14 protein-coding genes are annotated in these 16,192 nt (G+C 62.0%); 11 read left to right on the forward strand and 3 right to left on the reverse strand.

Going from position 1 to position 16,192, the window contains the following annotated elements:
• Positions 1-81 precede the first annotated feature (81 nt).
• From HMPREF2807_RS10235 to ffh, 10 genes are all read left to right on the forward strand, one after another.
• Positions 82-3,063 carry a DUF4040 family protein gene (locus tag HMPREF2807_RS10235; protein ID WP_070512577.1) on the forward strand — a complete coding sequence of 994 codons (2,982 nt, stop codon included), beginning with the start codon at positions 82-84 and terminating at the stop codon, positions 3,061-3,063.
• Positions 3,060-3,497 carry a cation:proton antiporter subunit C gene (locus HMPREF2807_RS10240; protein WP_010190439.1) on the forward strand — a complete coding sequence of 146 codons (438 nt, stop codon included), beginning with the start codon at positions 3,060-3,062 and terminating at the stop codon, positions 3,495-3,497. The genes HMPREF2807_RS10235 and HMPREF2807_RS10240 overlap by 4 nt, the downstream gene beginning before the upstream one ends.
• A complete protein-coding gene (locus HMPREF2807_RS10245; protein WP_070512580.1) occupies positions 3,498-5,039 on the forward strand; it encodes a monovalent cation/H+ antiporter subunit D family protein in 1,542 nt (513 codons plus the stop codon).
• Positions 5,040-5,594, forward strand: coding sequence for a monovalent cation/H+ antiporter subunit E (locus tag HMPREF2807_RS10250; RefSeq protein ID WP_070512583.1), 555 nt, complete (start codon positions 5,040-5,042; stop codon positions 5,592-5,594).
• Positions 5,591-5,881, forward strand: coding sequence for a cation:proton antiporter (locus tag HMPREF2807_RS10255; protein WP_046648024.1), 291 nt, complete (start codon positions 5,591-5,593; stop codon positions 5,879-5,881). Before HMPREF2807_RS10250 ends, HMPREF2807_RS10255 begins: the two co-directional genes overlap by 4 nt.
• 4 nt (positions 5,882-5,885) lie before the next feature.
• A complete protein-coding gene (locus HMPREF2807_RS10260; RefSeq protein ID WP_070512585.1) occupies positions 5,886-6,254 on the forward strand; it encodes a Na+/H+ antiporter subunit G in 369 nt (122 codons plus the stop codon).
• Between the two features lie 157 nt (positions 6,255-6,411).
• Positions 6,412-7,797, forward strand: coding sequence for an ammonium transporter (locus HMPREF2807_RS10265; protein ID WP_070512588.1), 1,386 nt, complete (start codon positions 6,412-6,414; stop codon positions 7,795-7,797).
• 3 nt (positions 7,798-7,800) lie between these two features.
• The gene (locus HMPREF2807_RS10270) at positions 7,801-8,139 is read left to right on the forward strand and encodes a P-II family nitrogen regulator (protein WP_046648027.1); all 339 of its coding nucleotides are present in this window, start codon (positions 7,801-7,803) and stop codon (positions 8,137-8,139) included.
• A 3-nt stretch (positions 8,140-8,142) separates the two neighbouring features.
• Positions 8,143-10,242 (forward strand): [protein-PII] uridylyltransferase, encoded by a 2,100-nt coding sequence (locus tag HMPREF2807_RS10275; protein ID WP_070512591.1) that lies wholly within the window; start codon positions 8,143-8,145, stop codon positions 10,240-10,242.
• Positions 10,243-10,291: 49 nt separating this feature from the next.
• Positions 10,292-11,887, forward strand: a complete 1,596-nt coding sequence (gene ffh / locus HMPREF2807_RS10280; RefSeq protein ID WP_049155367.1) for a signal recognition particle protein — start codon at positions 10,292-10,294, stop codon at positions 11,885-11,887.
• 67 nt (positions 11,888-11,954) lie between these two features.
• Here ffh and HMPREF2807_RS10285 read toward each other — a convergent pair whose 3' ends face one another.
• Positions 11,955-14,207, reverse strand: a complete 2,253-nt coding sequence (locus tag HMPREF2807_RS10285) for an acyltransferase family protein (RefSeq protein ID WP_070512595.1) — start codon at positions 14,205-14,207, stop codon at positions 11,955-11,957.
• A 294-nt stretch (positions 14,208-14,501) separates the two neighbouring features.
• Between HMPREF2807_RS10285 and rpsP the strand changes: the two genes are divergently transcribed.
• Positions 14,502-15,026 carry a 30S ribosomal protein S16 gene (gene rpsP / locus HMPREF2807_RS10290; protein WP_046648030.1) on the forward strand — a complete coding sequence of 175 codons (525 nt, stop codon included), beginning with the start codon at positions 14,502-14,504 and terminating at the stop codon, positions 15,024-15,026.
• Between the two features lie 53 nt (positions 15,027-15,079).
• Here the strand turns inward: rpsP and HMPREF2807_RS10295 are convergent, their stop codons facing one another.
• Together HMPREF2807_RS10295 and HMPREF2807_RS10300 are read right to left on the reverse strand one after the other, a co-directional pair.
• Complete coding sequence (locus HMPREF2807_RS10295) at positions 15,080-15,748, reverse strand: TetR/AcrR family transcriptional regulator (RefSeq protein ID WP_070512598.1); 669 nt, start codon at positions 15,746-15,748, stop codon at positions 15,080-15,082.
• Between the two features lie 23 nt (positions 15,749-15,771).
• Complete coding sequence (locus tag HMPREF2807_RS10300) at positions 15,772-16,170, reverse strand: cupin domain-containing protein (protein WP_046648032.1); 399 nt, start codon at positions 16,168-16,170, stop codon at positions 15,772-15,774.
• Positions 16,171-16,192: the final 22 nt, after the last annotated feature.

Consider the following 16,192-nt stretch of genomic DNA (forward strand, 5'->3'; position numbering starts at 1 on the left):
TCACAATGATACTCTGGGAAAGTCCTGTCTATGTGAGGCTGATTAACCAGCCCTAACAACGGTTCGTGAGGCTACTCTTCCGTGACACTCCTGTATGTCGTCCTCCTCGCAGCTGTCGCAGTGGCGCTTGCACCAGTAGCCGTCAAGGTTGCTGATCGCGCAGCCGGCTACCCGCTAGCCGGCATTTTTATTGTCGCCGCGGCACTGTTGGCTAAAGAATTTCCGGCGCTTGCCCGTGGCGAAGAACTGACCTATTCCGTGACGTGGGTGCGCGATGTGATCGCGCCCGGTGTTGATGTCAACCTCGCCTTCCGCGGCGATGCACTCGGCATCTTCTTCGCCATGCTGGCTCTCGTCATCGGTGCGGTGGTGTTTACTTATTCTGCGGCTTACTTGCCTAAAGGAAAAGGAAACGTCAGTTTTTATGTCCTGATGACCGCGTTTACGCTGTCGATCCTCCTGCTCGTGCTCGCTAACGACGTCGTGGTGCTCTTCCTTGCCTGGGAGCTGGTATCGCTGGCGTCGTTCATGCTCATTGCGCGCAGCGGTAAGTCAGGTGAGGCGGGTTCGCAGCGCACGTTGATCCTTACCTTCGTTGGCGGCCTCACTCTGCTATCGGGCGTGGCGATTGCTGCAACCGCAGCGGGGACGACGAACCTTGAGGGCATCTTGGCCTCCGACGTGTGGGCGGAGCGCCCAGGCCTGACCGCCGGGGTTGCCGTGCTCATTGCGGTATCGGCATTTACCAAGTCTGCACAGTTCCCCTTCCACTTCTGGCTGCCGGAAGCCATGGCGGCCGCGACGCCGGTCTCGGCCTTCCTGCACGCGGCAGCAGTGGTCAAGGCCGGTGTCTACCTCTTGATTCGCTTCTCCACCATCTTCCACGACGTTGCCGTGTGGAACTGGCTGCTCATCGTCGCCGGTATGGGTACCGCCGTGATGTCGGCGGTCTTCGCGGTGCAGAAGACGGACCTGAAGAAGCTCACGGCTTATTCCACCGTGTCCCACCTGGGTTGGATCGTGGCCACGATTGGTGTTGGCACGCCTTTCGCCATCGCGGCGGCCCTCGTGCACACGCTGGCGCACGCGCTGTTTAAGTCCTCCATCTTCATGCTCATTGGTGTCATCGACCACGAGGCCGGTTCCCGCGATATCCGCCGCCTCGGCGTGCTGTGGAACAAGATGCCGTGGACCTTCGGCTCCATGCTTATCGGTGCTGCCTCGATGGCGGCGGTCCCGCCGCTGTTCGGATTCGTGTCGAAGGAAGGAATGCTCACCGCCTTCGAGGAGGCACCAATTGGTTCTACCGGCCAGGCGCTGCTGCTCATCGTCGCCGGCGTGGGTGCGTTCTTCACGTTTACTTACTCCGCCAAGATCATCTTCGGCGCCTTTTTCGATGGCCCGCGCAACATGTCGCATGTCCATGAGGCACCGGTGCGGTTGTGGCTGCCCGCGGCTCTGCCGGGTGTGATGTCGGTGCCGATCATTTTCGTCATGGGAGCGCTCGATAAGCCGCTCGATAACATCGTGGCGGCCATCGGTATGGAGGGCCATTCCCACCTCGCGCTGTGGCACGGGCTGAACGTCCCGCTGCTTATTTCTGTGGTGGTGCTGATCGCTGGCATCATCGCGTTGTTCTTCCGCGGGCCGCTGTGGACCGCGATGGAGGAGCGCCAGCTCCTGCCGCGCACCGGTAACCAGATTCTGAAGTGGATCCAGGATGTGTGCGCAGCCTTCGGCCGTTTCGTTGGCCGCATGTCCGATACCCACAACCCGTCGAAGCTGATCCTGCCGATCATCCTCCTAGTCATCATCCTTGCGGGCTCCACTCTGGTGTCCACGGGTGTCGACGGTGTGGCTCTCAACCCGCGCGTGGATGGCCTTGATAATCCGTGGGACCTGTTGCCGCTGGGCATCGTGGCGCTGTCCATGTTTGGTCTGGTGCGTACACGCAACCGCCTCACCGGTGCGGTCATGATTGGTACCGCGGGAACCGGCGTGACCTTGCAGATGTTCTTGCTCGGCGCACCCGACGTGGCCCTGACGCAGTTCACGGTGGAGGCGCTGTCCGTCATCGTCATGATGATGGTCCTGCGCTATCTGCCGGAGAAATTCCACCCAGTACAAAACAACAACCGCAAGGTGGGTTCCATCGTGGTGGCCGTGCTCGCTGGGCTCACCGCATTCCTGGGCGTGTGGGCGCTGATGGGGCGTCACGAGCGCTCGGACCTGGCCATGTGGTACCTCAACAACGCTCCGGATATTACTGGTGGCGACAACGTGGTGGCCACCATCATCGTGGAGTTCCGTGCACTCGATACCCTGGGTGAGCTGTCGGTGCTGGGCATGGCTGCCGTGGTTATCGCTGCGGTCACCTCGACGCTGCCGCGCTTCCCGTTCACCTCCGGTACGCGTCCGGCGCCGTTCGGCCAGTCGCAGCTCAACTCGGTGCCGCTGCGCAAGGGCATTGCCGTGGCCATCCCAATCCTGGTGGTCATGTCCTTCATTGTCTTCTACCGTGGCCACCAGGCTTCCGGCGGCGGCTTCCCGGCGGCGCTCATCATGGGTGCGGCCATCGGCCTGACCTACCTGTCCCGCGGTACCGATGAGATTGTCTTCGGGCGCATGACTCCGATTCACCTCACCGGCGTGGGCATCATCGTGGCACTGGTGGCAGGCTTCATCGGCTACATCCCGACGTCGCATAGCTCCGGTGGTTTCCTCACCGCCATCCATGGCCACGCCCTGGGGCAGCACTGGACGACGTCGCTCATCTTCGACCTCGGCATTTACCTCGCGGTGTTGGGCATGCTCACCATGGCCATCAACGCCTTGGGTGGCTACCTGCGCCCGGGCACCGAGCGGGACTACTTGCCGTGGGTTCATGACGATGATTCCGCGCTGCCGAATACCCCGCGCGTGGTCATGGAGGATGTCGACGACCCGTATCCCGAGTCCATCAACCCGTCTTCGGACCCAACGGCGTTGCTCAATGACTCCGAGGCACGCCACCGTGCGTCCTCGTCCCACCGAATCTCGGCTCAAGAGGAGAAGAACTCATGATCCTCGCACTGACCATTGCTTTGCTCATCGGTAGCGCCGTCTACCTCATCCAGCAGCGCGGCCTCGTGCACATCGTGCTGGGCATGATGGCCTTCGGCCATGGTGCCAACCTCATGCTCCTGGCCACCGGCGTGTACTCCTACCGTGGAGAGTCCTTTCCCTCGCAGGTGGGCATGGACCAGATGGCAGACCCGCTGCCGCAGGCCTTCGTCCTGACCGCCGTGGTGATTTCCATGGCTACCTCGACCATCCTGCTGACCATGGCGGCGATGGGCGCGAACGACGACACGGATGTTGTTGAGCCGGTGGATGACAACACCATTGACCACGCTTTCTCCACGCTGGGACGAGACACCCAGAACCGGGAGATTCTGGAGCGCTCGGCTAACAAGATGGATCGTTTGAAAGAACTCGAACAAGAGGAGGACAATTAGATGTATGACACCGTAAGCGCCCTCCTCCCGCTCTTCCCAGCGGTTCCCCTCGTATCGGCGGCGCTGGCGCTCCTCGCGCCATGGAGCCGCGTGCGCGATGCCATCATGCTCATCGTTCCGGGCGTGGGTATTTTCGCCTCCTTTGCGCTGTTGCTCTACACCATGAGCAACGGAGTGGTGGCGCACAGCGTGGGTAACTACCTGGGCAACGCGGGTATTGCCTTCGCCGCCGATACCTTCTCGGCACTCATGCTCATCACGACGATGATCGTGGCCTTCGGTGCCAACTGGTTTGCCATCGTGGGCGGTGAGACCAAGTCGCGCTACTACCCGTCGCTGACACTAATCCTTATCACTGGTGTGTGCGGCGCCCTGCTGACCGCTGACCTCTTTAACTTCTTCGTGTTCATCGAGGTCATGCTGCTGCCGTCCTATGGCCTCATCACGATGTCCGGTACCTGGTCGCGCTTGGCTGCCGGCCGCGCCTTCGTTTTGGTGAACTTGTTCGCCTCCACGCTTTTGGTGGTTGGCGTGGGCTATATCTACTCGGTGACCGGCGTGGTCAACCTGGCGGCGCTCACGGGCGCTGCCGCCGGCAACGGCCCGGTGACGGTGGCCTCCGGCATCATCGTTATCGCCATCGCCGCGAAGGCCGGTGTGTTCCCCGTGCAGTCGTGGCTGCCGCGCACCTACCCGGGTACGTCGGCTGCCGTCATGGGCTTGTTCTCCGGCCTGCACACCAAGGTGGCGGTGTACATGCTCTACCGCCTGTGGGTGCAGCTCTTTGATATGGACCAGCGGTGGGGGACACTCATCATCGTCATCATGATCATCTCCATGCTGGTTGGTGCTTTCGGCGGCTTGGCTGAAAACTCCATCCGCCGCGTGCTGGGATACCAGATGCTCAACGGTATGCCCTTCATCCTCGTGATGATGGCCTTCACTACCCACGATGCGCAGCGCGCGTTGGCTGCCGGCATTCTCTACACGATTCACCACATGCTCACGGTGGGCTCCCTCATCCTGGCCTCCGGTGCCATCGAGGAGACGTACGGTACGGGCAGGCTCAACAAGCTTTCTGGCTTGGCGCGCCGTGATCCGATTATCGCGTGGATCTTCGCCGCAGGCGCCTTCTCCGTCGTGGGCTTCCCTCCCTTCTCCGGTATGTGGGGCAAGGTCCTCATCGTCGCGGAAATTGCCCGTACCGGCGGGGGATGGGCCTGGACCGTGATCACGGTGATCATCATCGCCTCCTTCGCGGCGTTCCTTGCCATGTTGCGCGTGTGGCGTCGCGTCTTCTGGGGCAAGGACCTTCCCAAGGAGAAGGTGCCCGATGAGCTGGTGATCCGCAAGAAGCTGATGGCACCCTCGGCGGCGCTCATCTTGGGCTCGCTGACCATGTTCATTCTCTCCGGTCCGGTCATCAGCGTCACGATGGAAGCCTCAGCGGACTTGCTGGATACGGAGGCTTATGCAGACGCAGTGCTTGGCGACGACCCCGTAGCCCTACCCGACATCGACTCCCTTCAGGAGGGCCGTTAAATGAAGACTGCAGTGCATGCCGTTGTCTACGCGCTATGGCTGATCAAGGAAATCTTCGTTGCGGGTTTCTCGCTCGCCGGGGAATCCTTCAAGCCGCAGAATAACTACCGCCCGGTAGTGGTGCGGTACCCCCTGCGCGTGACCAGCGCGTGGGAGATCTTCTGGTTCACCTCGTCCATTACGGCAACCCCGGGGACTCTGTCCTTGGGTTTGCGCGAGCCGGTGGCAGAAGGCCTGCCGCGCATCGTGCTGGTTCAGGCGGTCATGGGGGATGACCCAGCCAGCATCATGGAGGATCTCGCGGACATGGAGGAACGCCTCGCCCCGCGAGTGAAGGGCATTGACTATGGCGTTCCTGGTCAGGGCCCCACCAAGGAGCTCGCCTCCACGTTCTACGAGTACCCGCTGGATACGCTGGGCCGCCATATGCGTGCACCCGACATTGCAAAGACCGACGATACCCCGCTGGCCGCGCACGATGTGGAGAAGTACTCCGTGTGGCCCTTGCGCCAGGTTGCACAGAACAAGGATGCCCGAAAGGATGATAAGAAATGATTGATTTTTCCTCGATGAGCGCCTTTCAATGGGTAGTTTTTGTCAGTATTTTCCTCATCGGCGCATCGGTGTGCGCGGCGTTGGTATTGGCGTTGCGCTCCCGTGATGAGCTCACCCGAACCGTGATGAGTGACATGGTCTTTTACGGCATGCTGTGCATGTATATTTCGTGGTCCATGACTAATCACGCGTCCATCGTCTATGACATCGCCATGCTCGCGGCTATTGCGGCCGGCGTGCTGCCGACGTTGTCGATGGCCCGCATCATCTCGAAGGGTAGGAGGTAAGACCATGACTATCGCGGAGACTATCGCCTCGATTCTGTTGGTCGTAGCCACGGTCTTGGTCATTGGGACCGCCATCGCCTTGTGGCGTGCGCCCGATGCCCTGACCCGCGTCAACCTGCTGGGGCCGACGGTCGGTTTGGCCGTTCCGCTGCTGCTTGTGGCGAAGTTGGTCGTGGATTTTGCTGAGAACGGGTTTTCCCTGTGGTCGCTGATCAAGGTCATGATCGCGTGTTTCGGCGTGTGGATCATCGCGTCGGTGGGCTCCTTCTACATGGGCCGTTCCATCTACGGCGTGACCGTCACCGACGTGAAGTATGCCAAGCGTATGCGCGAGCGTGAGCAAACGGTGAAGGCTTCCGAGGACGAGCTCTAGGGCGCGTGCTGGGACAAGCGGCGAGGAGAGTGCTTCCCTCGCCGCTTTTTCGATCTTAAGTGTGATCTGCAGCTCACTTTCCTTCCTAATTCTATAGTGCGATAGGTATATTAAGTCCCGTTACCTATCAAGCTATAGAAACGAGGTTAGTTGACGTATGACTCCTGAAGCATTTTCTTCCGGCGACGCAGCATGGATGCTCATCAGCGCATCCTTGGTGCTGCTCATGACCCCCGGATTGGCGTTGTTCTACGGCGGAATGGCGGGCAACCGTCACGTCCTCAACATGATGATGATGTCCTTCGGCGCACTAGCGCTCGTCCCCGTGCTCTACGTTCTGTGGGGGTGGTCCATGTCCTATGCGGAAAGCTCGCTGGCCGGTATCGTGGGCAACCCGTTTGAAGCCTGGGGGCTACGCGGCCAAATCACCGGGCCCTCCGCCGAGTACCTTGCCGGCAGTGCTGGTTACCCCAACATCATCGACATCGGTTTTCAAACAACCTTCGCCATTATTTCGACAGCCATCATCTCCGGAGCCCTCGCCGGCCGCGTGAAGTTCTCCGCGTGGCTCACCTTTGCGGGCGTGTGGATCACCTTCGCCTACTTTCCGCTCGCTCACATGGTGTGGGGCGGGGGAGTGCTCTCCCATGCCCCGCGTTCCCTCGCAGCGTGGCTCTTCGGTGTATCAAACGGTGAGGCTCTCATTGCTCCCATCGACTTCGCGGGCGGCACCGTCGTGCACATTTCCGCCGGCGCGGCTGCCCTGGTTCTGGCTATCGTCGTGGGCCCGCGCGCGGGCTTCCCGAAGCACATCGATAGGCCCCACAACCTTCCGATGGTGATGCTGGGCGCTGCGCTTCTGTGGTTCGGCTGGTTCGGCTTTAACGGCGGTTCCGCTTTCGCTGCGGACGGTCTTGCTGGCCTGGCATGGCTCAACACCACTGTTGCAGCGGCCGCAGCGATGCTCGGCTGGATGCTCGTGGAAAGAATCCGGGACCACGCCGCGACTTCTCTCGGCGCTGCATCCGGCGCGATTGCAGGTCTTGTCGCCATCACCCCGGCCGCAGGAGCACTCAGCCCGCTCGGTTCCATCGCCCTCGGGTTCCTCGGCGGCATTATCGCCTGCCTGTGTATCAGTCTGAAGTACCGCTGGGGCTTCGATGACTCCCTGGATGTCGTTGGCGTCCACTTGTGCGCTGGTCTGTGGGGAACCATCGGGTTGGCCTTCTTCGCCACGGATAACGGCATCCTTACCGGTCACCTCTCGGAAGGCTTCAAGCTGCTCGTCGTCCAGGCGGTCATCGCGCTCGTCGCCATGCTGTTCTCTGCTGCCGTTACGCTGGTTGTGGCGCTCCTCATCCGCGCCACCCTGGGGTGGAGGGCCGATGATGAAGACCACGATATCGACCTGAGCGAGCACCGCGAGTCCGCCTATGACTTCCGTGAGTCCGTGGCGTCTCACCGTCGCCACACCCACGACGCTAGGATTAACCCTGCACCAACCGTCCAGCCGCGGGTCGACACCGCCGGAGCTAAGGAGTAACAGATGAAGCTCATCACTGCCATCGTCAAACCGTTCACGCTGCCGGACATCCGTGAAGCCCTCGAACAGCACGACGTGCACGGCCTGACCGTGACCGAGACCCAGGGGTTTGGTCAGCAGCGCGGCCACAGCGAGGTCTACCGCGGCGCCGAGTACGCCACCGATTTCGTACCCAAGGTCAAGCTTGAGGTGGTGACGGCCGACGAGCAGGTGGAGGACATCCTCTCCGCCATCGTCGACGCCGCCTACACCGGCAAGATCGGTGACGGCAAGATTTGGATCACGCACGTCGAGGACGTCATCCGCGTACGCACCGGTGAACGCGGCGAGGCCGCTCTCTAAAAGGTGTCTACGGCCGCCCAACTGCGTGAGGACGCCTACGCTTCGGCGCTGCGCCTCACGCAGTCCTTGCAGCTTCCGCCCGGTTGTGCGCTTGCCGCCACGGGTTCTTTTGCCCGGCGGGCGATGACGCCTTTTTCGGATCTCGACTTGATTCTCCTCCACCCGGATGACACCGAGCTTCCCGAGGACGTCGTCTCCGAAATCTGGTACCCCATCTGGGACGCCAAATACCGGCTTGACTACGCCGTGCGCACCCCGCGCGAGTTCGGCGCCATCGCCGGATCTGATCCCGCCGCCGGCTTCGCGCAGCTGGATCTGGCTTTCGTCGCCGGCGACAAGCAGCTCGTGGACTCCACCCGCGCCCAGGTCTATGCCTCCTGGCGCCGCCTACTGCAGAGCAATTTCGATGCTTTCGTCGACCTAGCAATCACCCGCTGGCGCCGCTCCGGCACCCTGGCCACGATGACCCACCCAGATATCAAGAATGGGCGGGGAGGCCTGCGCGACATCCAATTTTTGCGAGCCCTCGCCCTGGGCAACCTCGCCGACGTCCCAGCGCTCGAGGAAGAGCAGGCCCTGCTTCTCGACGTCCGCACGCTCCTCCACGTCACCGCCCGCCGACACCGCGACGTCCTCGATCCCGAATTCGCTGAGGAGATAGCTCACGAGTTGGGCTTTGCTGACCGCTATGGCCTCTCCGCAGCCGTCGTGACTGCCGCCGCGGCAGTAGACAAGGCCGTGGAGCGGGCATTGGCAACGGCGCGGGGCGTGGTGGCCAGGCGCAGCCACAACCGCACACGTAAGCCCCTCGATATCGGGGTGGTTGATGTCGGGGGCGAGATCCGCCTCGCTCGCACCGCCGATCTCGACGAGCCGTGGCTGCTCCTGCGCGTGGCCGCCGCTGCGGCGCGCTCGGGCAGAACAGTGCCCTCCCACGTCTGGGAGCAATTGCGCGAGTTGCCGGAACTGCCCGAACGCTGGCCCGCCGCCGCGACGGATGCCTTCTTCAGCCTGTTGTCCTCGCCGCTCAACACTCCGCGCCTCATCCAGGAGATGGACGCTCACGGATTGTGGGAGCGGCTCGTCCCAGAGTGGGAGCACATCCGGGGGCTGTTGCCGCGCGAGCGCACGCACGCTCACACCGTGGACTACCACTCCATCCTTACCGCCGCGCGCTGTGCGGAAGCGCGCACCTCCGTGGCCCGGCCGGACCTGCTGCTCCTGGTGGGGCTCTATCACGACATCGGCAAAGGCTATGGGCGCCCGCACGAGATGGTGGGGGCGGAGATGGTGGCGCGAGCCGCAGCCAAGCTTGGTCTCGACCTGGCGGATCGCTCCCGCGTACAAACCGTGGTCGCTGAGCACACCACGCTGGCGCGCATCGTCTCCCGCACGGACCCTTCATCCGATGAAGCCCGTGACGAGCTCCTCGAAGCCGTGCGCTATGACTACCTCACCTTGGCTCTCCTCGTCGTGCTCGCCCGCGCCGATGCCGAATCCACCGGGCCCGGTGTGTGGAACCGCAGGCTAAATCAGGGCATTGAAGCGGTCAGCGGGCGTGCTTTTGCGCAGTTGGAGGCACTGCGCCCAGTTCGTCCTCTGGTTGCCGCCGACCGCGACATCGGTCTGCGCCACAACCCGGAGGATGACAGCTTTACCGTCCTGTGGCGTGGCAACTACCAAAGGGAGGCCGTGCGCCCCCTGGCCCTGATTGCCGCGTTGGGCTGGAACATTCTTTCCTCGCGCCTCGTGCGCACCGAGGAGGGCTATGCCGGCGAGTTCGACATCCGCGCTCTCCACGGTGCTATCGATCTCGCCACGGTGGAGGAGCGCCTCGTTCAGTCCTATAAATCCGGCACCTATACCGTGCTGCCCGATTTTGTGCCGGGGCCCGCGACCGCGATGTGGAGCAGTGGAGTCTTCGAGGTTCGGATCGATGACTACCCGGGTACCCTCGGCCACGTGCTGGCGCTGCTTCCCGAGTGCGAGTGGGTATCCACCGCCGCGCCGGGCGCCACGATGGTGCTCCACGCCGTGCCGCTTGGCGACGTCCCCCGCGCCGCCCTCGTCCGGAATGTGACCCAAGCACTGGTCAACGGCTAAGCTGGGGAAGTTATAAATTTATCCACGATAGTTGAGGGAGCACTGCACCGTGTTTGAGTCTTTGTCTGACCGCTTGCAATCAGCCCTGTCCGGTCTGCGCGGCAAGGGCAAGCTGACCGAGGCGGACATCAACGCCACAGCGCGCGAAATCCGCCTTGCGTTGTTGGAGGCGGACGTCTCTCTCAACGTCGTGCGCGGCTTTATCAAGCGCATCAAGGAGCGTGCGGCCGGTGCCGAGGTCTCCGAGGCCCTCAACCCGGCGCAGCAGGTAGTCAAAATCGTCAACGAGGAGCTCATCGAGATTCTCGGCGGCGAGACCCGCCGCCTCAACCTAGCCAAGAATCCGCCGACGGTCATCATGCTCGCCGGCCTCCAAGGTGCTGGTAAGACCACTTTGGCGGGCAAGCTTTCCAAGCACCTTGCCTCCAAGGGACATACCCCGATGCTGGTGGCCTGTGACCTCCAGCGCCCGGGCGCGGTGCAGCAGCTCCAAATCGTTGGCGAGCGCGCCGGGGTCGACGTCTACGCGCCGGATCCTGGCACCTCCCTGGACTCCCACGAGCATGAGATGGGTACCTCGCATGGGGATCCGGTGGACGTCGCCAAGCGCGGCATCGAAGAGGCTAAGCGTACGCAGCACGACATCGTCATCATCGATACCGCTGGTCGCCTCGGCATCGATGAGACCCTGATGACGCAGGCGCGCAACATCCGCGATGCCGTCAACCCGGACGAAGTGCTCTTCGTCATTGACTCCATGATCGGCCAAGACGCCGTGCAGACCGCTGAAGCTTTCCGCGATGGCGTGGACTTTACCGGTGTCGTCCTGACCAAGCTGGATGGTGATGCCCGCGGTGGTGCAGCCCTGTCCATCCGTGAGGTCACGGGTAAGCCCATCATGTTCGCCTCCACAGGTGAGAAGCTCGAGGACTTCGACGTCTTCCACCCGGAGCGCATGTCCTCGCGCATCTTGGGTATGGGTGACCTGCTGACACTTATCGAGCAGGCGGAGTCCAAGCTGGATCAGTCCAAGGCGGAGGAAGCCGCCAAGAAGATGGGCTCCGGCGAGATGACGCTCAACGACTTCTTGGACATGATGCTCATGGTGCGCAACCTGGGCCCGATGGGCAACCTGCTCAAGATGATGCCGGGCGGCAACAAGATGAACCAGATCGCCGACATGGTCGATGAGAAACAGCTCGACCGCATCCAGGCCATCATCCGCGGTATGACCCCGGAGGAGCGCGAGAACCCGAAGATTCTCAACGCTTCGCGCCGCAAGCGTATTGCCCTTGGTTCCGGTGTGAGCGTTTCTGACGTCAACCAGCTCATCGAGCGCTTCACCGAAGCCAAGAAGATGATGTCGCAGATGGCCGGTCGTTTTGGTATGCCGGGCATGGGCGGTGGGCGTTCCGCTACCAAGAAGAAGCCGAAGGGCCGCAAGGGCAAGAACGGCAAGCGCAAGCCGCCGAAGCGTCGTGGTGGCGGCGGTATGCCGGGTGGCATGCCGTCGATGCAGGAGCTGCAAAAGATGCAGGAGCAAATGGGCGGCGGCATGCCCGGACTAGGCGATATCAAGATGCCTAAGGGCATGGAAAATATCGACCTCAGCAACCTGGACTTTGGGCAGGGCAAGAAGAAATAACCGAAGAAGAACATAGCCTTCTTCGGTGAGACAAGGGCCGGCGCTGTGGCGCCGGCCCTTCTGCGTACTAGATGGCTTCTCCTGCGGGGTAGGCCGGATAGGGGATGGGCTCCGCGGGTGTGGCCGGAGGCGTCTCAGCGGACTGGGGGATCACGGGGCTATCGGCGGGAATCTGCGGGGGCTGCTGTTTGACCTGCTCGCCGTTGAGGATAGGCGCGATTGCTTCACGGATGAGCGGGATGGCGGAGTCGGCGAAGGCCTTGGTGAAGTGGTGCATATCGCGATAGACCATGATATTGCCGATGATGACCGGGCAATCGCCGTCGGCGTTGCAGAACCACTTCGAGGTGTCCACGGCGAGCATGTTGTCGTACTGCGAGAGGACTTCAGCGCCGGGATCATAGGGCGCGTAGACCTCCTCGAAACGCATGCCACACCCGAGGGAATCCTTGGTGGCCACGTAGCACTCATCAAACTGGCGGCCATTGCCGTGTTCATCGAAGCCCCACGGGTTGTCGCGGAAGCCTACGAAGGGTATATCGTGCTTGGCCAGCTCGTCCCAGAAGGCTATGTAGCCTGGTGGGACGGCGTCGGGGCCGTGGCCAAACGGCTGTCCTGGCCGCGTGGAATTGGACACGACCAACGCTGGGTCCGCGTCGATGATGCGCTTGACCACTTCCTTGCTCCATTCGGCGCAAGAGGGCTTCACACTCAGTTCATCGCCCAGCTCGATGGGGCATCCCACGCGGGTGAGCGGGACGAGCTTAAAGCCCATCTCGCGGCCCAAGTAATCCAGCGCCGAGGAGAACTGCTCCGCATGCGAACCACCCACCAAGTAGACCTCGACGTCGGAATCAACGTCACCAAAGATGCACGGCGTCACGCCGTCTTTCTGCGTCTCGATGAAGTAGTCCGTTGGTTCCTGCTCCGGAATGAAGCACCAATTATCAGCGACCGGTGGCTGGATGCCGCGCGCGAGAATCGGGTCAGGCTTGATCTCCACGTTCTCAGGCGGCGTGATGTTCTCGACGAAGGTCGTTGCTCCTGGGTAGAGCCTCGGATCTAGGATTTCGCGGTTGGCCTCCTGCAGGCTGCGCAGCCACAGCGGCTGAACGGCCACGAGCGCAATGGTGCAGGCGGCAACGACGACGCCACCGACCCCGCGGAGAGCGCCGGTGCGGGTGCGGAGGTCGGCAAGGCCGCGGTGGACGGGGAGGTCGTCGGCAAGCGGGCGTTTGCGATGCTGGCGCAGGGGCTTCTCGACGAAACGATGCGTCACATCCGCCAAGCCCAGCGACACCACGATGATGATGGCGCCGAGCCACCACGGAGGGGTTTCCAGGCCGAGGGCGGCGATGGAAATGATGAGCAGAGGCCAGTGCCACAGGTAGAGCGGATAGGCGATATCGCCGAGCCACCGTGACGGCCGGCTCGTCAGAACACGAGAGAAGGACCCGCCGGAACCGATAATGATGAGCACCGCGCCGCCGATCGGCAACAGGGACAGCGGCCCAGGGAATGCCAAGGTATCGGAGATAACCAGACCGGTGCAGGCGAGCGCGGCCAGACCGACGGCGGTGGCGAGGTTGGACAAGTGCTGCGGCATGCGCAGGTGCGAACCATAGATGACGAGCACCGCGCCCAAAGTCAGCTCCCACGCGCGCGACCACGTCGAGTAGTAGTTCTCGGGGGTGCCCAAGAGTCCATCGCGGGAGGCATACGCGAAAGAGGCGACGGTAACTACGAGGAGAATCGGTCCAGCGATGGAATTAATGGAAGAGAAGCGCTGTTCTCGCAGGCCCGTGTTCTTGGGGCGCAGGCGCATGAAAGCGGCCAGGCCGAGAGCGAAGAAGATGCCCAGCAGGTAGAACTGGCCCTGGACCGCCATGGACCACATGTGTTGCAGTGGTGATGTGCTTGCGGAGGCAGCGGCGTAGTCAGCGTTCTGCCGCGCTAATTCCCAGTTCTGGTAGTAGAAGACCGTCGCAGTGATCTGCTTGGTGAGCTCCGTGTTCATGAGCTTCGGAGCGAAAAGCCGGACGAGTAGATAGCTCACGCCGATGACGAGCACGAGGGAAGGAACAAGCCGGCGGAGCGTGCGCCAGATGGGCCACCACGGGTTCAGGGAGGCGTTGGGCCGCGCGGCATAGCGCAGCTGCGAGCCCAAGAAGAAGTACCCGGAAAGCAGGAGGAAGACATCGACGCCACCTGAGACACGACCAACGAAGACGTGGTACAGAACAACCAAGGCGATCGCGATGCCGCGGAGGCCGTCAAGGTCGTAACGGTAGCGGAATGTGGAGGGTGCTTGTTTATTCATAAAAGGAGGATTGTGTGGCGGCGAAATAACCGCATTACAGACTACCCCTTTCACGGGGTAAGGCCTAACTATGCAAGAGCTAAAGGGAATTTCCTATCTCGTGTGGGTTCCGCTAAAGTTGTTGAGGTTGTTCACGCACCGCGTGGAGGACACGTAAAACTTCATCTCTGCGTAACGCCGGTACCGCCTACGGACGGCCGGCACGTCACGCGCAGGATAAATCCAAGGGTTGAACCGGCGCGCCAGAAAGCGGCGCGTGTCTGAACTGCCCGGTGACTAGAAAAGGAGCCAATCATGGCCGTTAAGATCAAGCTGCAGCGTATGGGTAAGATCCGCAACGCTGAGTACCGCGTCATCGTCGCTGATGCACGCACCCGCCGCTCCGGCAAGGCTATCGAGAACATCGGTATCTACCAGCCGAAGCAGGAGCCGTCCCTGATCCAGATCGATTCCGAGCGCGCTCAGTACTGGCTGGGTGTCGGCGCACAGCCGACCGAGCCGGTTCTCGCACTGCTCAAGGTGACCGGTGACTGGCAGAAGTTCAAGGGTCTGCCGGGCGCAGAGGGCACCTTGAAGGTTGCTGAGCCGAAGCCGTCCAAGCTGGACCTCTTCAACGCTGCTCTGGCTGAGGCCAACAACGGCCCGACCATCGAGGCCATCACCGAGAAGAAGCGCAAGGCCAAGGAAGAGGCTGAGGCTAAGGCTGCCGCCGAGAAGGCTGCTGAGGAAGCCGCTGCCGCTGAGGCTGCTAAGGCTGAGGAAGAGGCCGCTAAGGCTGAAGAGGCCGACTCCGCTGAGGCTGAGGAGTCCGCAGAGTAATTTCTGCACTCCAAACGTAATATCCCCGCTGACCAGTAGGTCGCGGGGATTATCTAGTTTTTCGGCCGTGGGAGGCGGACCTCCAGAGGGTTTTCGAAGTCCAAGCCGCGGACAGCGGAGGCAATAACTGACTGCGCCATAGCTTCCACCTTTTCCTCCGGTAGCGACCCCAAATGACCGCTGAGGCACAAGACCGTGAAGCCGTGCACCGTTGACCAGCCGGCCAGGCAATTTTGCATCATGTGCTGCCTCTTGGGTTGCTGGCCGATGGATCGCGCGTACTGCTCCATGTAGCCGTAGAAATTGAACATGGCTTGCACACGTGGATCTTCGCCGGGCCCCTCAGCCGCGGCTACGAGCCCGGCCGGAAAATCAAAGCTGCTCGCGGCCATCATGCACATAAAGAAGTGCGGCTCTTCCAAGGCGTGGTGGAAGTAGGTGAAACCGGCCGCCATCATCTTGTCAATGATGGTGCCCTCAGTCGTTTCGAAGGTATCGCTGAGCTTGTTGATGAGTTCGTAGGTGGCGACGGCCCCGACGGCGTCGAGAAGCGCGGCTTGGTCCTTGAAGTGACGGTAGGCGGCGGTGGGGGAGACGCCCACCGCGCGCGTTGCGGCGCGAATCGTCACAGCCTCCGGTCCGCCCTCCCGGCCGAGCTTAATGGCCTCTCGGAGGATCTCTTCATGCAAATTTCCGTGATGATACGGCTTCGAACTACTCACGATATAAGAATAGTACTAAAAGTCTAGACATTCGCGCCAGTGTTCGGTGTCAACATGGTGAGCAGCATGAGTGCAGGTTCCTCGTTACATGTCACCGCATGCGGCACGTACGCCGGAAGGTGCACTATGCGTCCGGGAGCGAGCACCTCATCTTGTTCCCCGCAACTAAAAATCACCGATCCCTGGAGCACCTGGACGGTGATGGGGTGCGCGGCCTTGTGATCAGGTAGGTCTTGTCCAGGCAGGAAGGAGAAGAGGATGAGGTTCGCGCCGTCGGCACTGAGGACCCTCTTAACGGCTGGTCTGGGGCGTGCGGGGTGTGGCTCGGGGGCCTCATCGCGTAGATCCAGCGTTGTGAGGGCGGCACTGTTGTGGGAGGCGTCGCCAAAGGTGGTTGCATCATTGATGGGAAGCTCAGTCATGCCGCCCCAGCGTAGCCCGTTA

The organism is Corynebacterium sp. HMSC074A09, from assembly GCF_001811545.1.
Taxonomy (GTDB): Bacteria; Actinomycetota; Actinomycetes; order Mycobacteriales; family Mycobacteriaceae; genus Corynebacterium; species Corynebacterium hiratae.